Origin of the sequence: Streptomyces sp. NPDC059256 (genome assembly GCF_042753785.1) — a bacterium.
Taxonomy (GTDB): domain Bacteria; phylum Actinomycetota; class Actinomycetes; order Streptomycetales; family Streptomycetaceae; genus Streptomyces.
Map to the genome: position 1 here is coordinate 1 of NZ_JBHYZO010000050.1, position 3,010 is coordinate 3,010.

Annotated in this window: 2 protein-coding genes; both read left to right on the top strand. The window is 68.3% G+C overall.

Annotated elements, in window-relative coordinates; all coding sequences use genetic code 11:
- Positions 1–2,804: type I polyketide synthase (locus tag ACFXJL_RS34725; protein WP_384699469.1), on the top strand; the 2,804-nt coding region annotated here is incomplete at its 5' end.
- 20 nt (positions 2,805–2,824) lie between these two features.
- Positions 2,825–3,010, top strand: a 186-nt coding sequence (locus ACFXJL_RS34730; protein WP_384699472.1) for a polyketide synthase docking domain-containing protein, incomplete at its 3' end; no start/stop codon positions are given.

A 3,010-nucleotide genomic window follows, 5' to 3' on the forward strand; every position in this document is an offset into this window, starting at 1 on the left:
ACACCACCCTCCCCACCTACCCCTTCCAACACCACCACTACTGGCTCAACCCCACCACCCCAACACCAACCCACCCCCACCAAACCAACCACCCGATCGTCACCGGCGTCGTCGAACTCCCCGGAAGTCAGGGGCTGGTACTCACCGGACGAGTCTCCACAGCCACGCACCCCTGGCTCGCCGACCACGCCGTCTTCGGGACAGTGCTCATGCCTGGCGCCGCCCTGGTCGACATCGCCCTGCACGCAGGCGCGCACGTCGGCTGCGAGCGGCTGGACGATCTGACATCGGAGAGTGCTCTGACTCTGCCGGCAAAGGGCAGCACGGAGCTCCGAGTGCAGGTCAACGCACCCGACGAAGAGGGGCGACGTGTGTTCACCATCCACTCGTCACTCGTCGGGGATCAGGATGCCGAGTGGATCTGCGTCGCGACCGGTGCGCTGTCGCCAACGGCTTTGGAGAGGTCGACCGAGGAGGCGTGGCCGCCGCCCGCCGCGGACCCGGTGCCGCTGGACGGTCTATACGAGCGGCTGGCCGAGCGCGGCTACGACTACGGGCCTGTTTTCCAGGGGCTCCAGGCAGCGTGGCGCGAGGGCGACGTGCTCCACGCCGAGGTCCAGCTGCCCGAAGACGTGGACGCCGACGGATTCGCCATTCACCCCGCACTCCTCGACGCTGCGCTGCACGTGCGGCTCGCCGCCGGCCCGGGCGCGCCGGACGAGAGTCTTCAGTTGCCGTTCTCATGGTCCGGAGTCGGCGTGCACGGTACCGGTACACGGAGCCTGCGCGTTCGGATCTCCATGGCAGACGAGTCGACGCTCGCGTTCGTCGGTGTGGACGCCGAGAACCGCCAGGTCATCACAGTCGAAGCGCTCGCCACGCGCTCGGTCGATCCGGCTCGCCTGGCCGCTGGGCATGAGCAGTTGTTGGGTCTTCGCTGGAGCGAACTCCTTCCCGCCGAGGCCGAGCCCACTTCCGCCGTCGAGGCCACGGCACTACTCGGCGAGGACGTGTTCGACACGGGGCTGGCTCCCGCGTACAACGACCCCTCCGAACCGGCAGAGGGATCGGCCGTACCGGAAACGATGGTGGCCTGCTTCCAGGCCGACGGCGAAGCCGATCCCATAGCGGAGGTCCACAGGCTGACCGAAGGCGCGCTGGAACTCGTGCAGCGCTGGCTAGCCGAGGAGACCACCACAGAGTCGCGCCTGGTGATCCTCACCCGGGGCGCTGTCGCCACGGCGCCGTCGGACCGGGTATCCGATTTGCCCGCCGCGGCGGTACGGGGCCTGATCAGGTCCGCGCAATCCGAACACCCGGGCCGGTTCGCCCTCCTCGACCTCGACGGGGCCGAAGCTTCCGTCCACGCGATCGAAACGGCCATCGCGGCGTTCCGCAACAGCGACGAAACGCAGATCACCCTGCGCGACGGGGTGCCGCTGGCCGCCCGGCTTGGCCGTACGGCCACGACGCCGGGCGCCGGCCGCCGGCTCGACCCGGACGGCACTGTCCTGATCACTGGCGGTACCGGCACCCTCGCCGCGCACACGGCTCGGCACCTGGTCGCCCAGCACGGCGCCCGCCATCTGCTCCTGGTCAGTCGTCGGGGGCCCGAGGCTCCCGGAGCAGAAGAACTTCGCACGGAACTGTCCGCGCTGGGCGCTCAGGTGGCCGTCGTCGCCTGCGATGTCGGTAGCAGGGACGCGCTCGGCTCCGTATTGGCGGACGTACCAGCCGAGCACCCCCTCACCGCCGTCATCCACACGGCCGGAGTATTGCGGGATACGACAGTCGTCAACCTCGCAGCAGACCGGCTCCACGAGGTGCTGCGCCCAAAGGTCGACGCTGCGTGGCATCTGCATGAGCTAACGCAGGACGCCGACCTCGCCGCATTCATCCTGTTCTCCTCCGCCGCCGGCACCCTCGGCACCCCCGGCCAGGCCAACTACGCCGCCGCCAACACCTACCTCGACGCCCTCGCCCACCACCGCCGAACACACGGCCTACCCGGCACCAGCCTCGCCTGGGGACTCTGGACCGACACCAGCGACATGACCAACACACTCAGCGAAACCGACCTCGACCGACTCGACACCACCGGGCTGGCGCCGATGTCGGTGGCGGAAGGCCTGGCCCTGTTCGATGCCGCGCTTGAGACCGAGCGGGAGCCCCATCTGATGCTGGCGCCGCTGAGCCAGGCGACACTGCGCCGTCACGTCGCGGACGGATCCTTGCCAACGCTCTTTCGTGACCTGGCGCCCCGCTCTGTCAGGCGGGCCACAGACACCGGCAGCAACGGCTGGACCAAGCGGTTCGCCGAGGCCAAGGACGAGGAGCGGGACGAACTGCTGCTCGACCTGGTGCGCGTACACATCGCGACCGCCCTCGGCCATGTGACAGGCGAGCAGATCGATCCGAACCGCGCGCTCAAGGAACTCGGGTTCGACTCGCTGATCGCCGTGGACTTCCGCAACCGGCTCGGGGCAGCGATAGGGCTGCGGCTGCCCGCGACCCTGGCTTTCAACCACCCGAGCGCGGCGGCCGTAGCCGCCTATCTCAAGGAGCGACTCGGTGAGCGGAGTTCTCGGGACGAAGGTGTGCTCCTCGCCGAGCTCAGCCGGATCGAGAGCACACTGAACACAGCCTCGGAGAGTTCCCGACGCGTGTTCACCGAACAGCTCCGGAAACTGCTCGACCTGCACTCCGCCGGTGACACGGCGTCGGATTCGCGTGCCAACAACCTCGCGTCAGCCACCGATGACGAGATGTTCCACCTGATCGACAACGAACTCGGCATCGCCTGAGGCAGAGAGGCTTCGACTCGATGAACACAGAAGACAAGCTGCGGTCCTATCTCAAGCGTGTGACGGCCGACCTGCAACAGGCACGTGAGCAATTGCGCGACTTCGAATCCAGGGACGGGGATCCGGTGGTGGTCGTGGGCATGGCCTGCCGCTATCCCGGAGGCGTGCGTTCACCCGAAGACCTCTGGCGACTGGTCGCCGAAGGC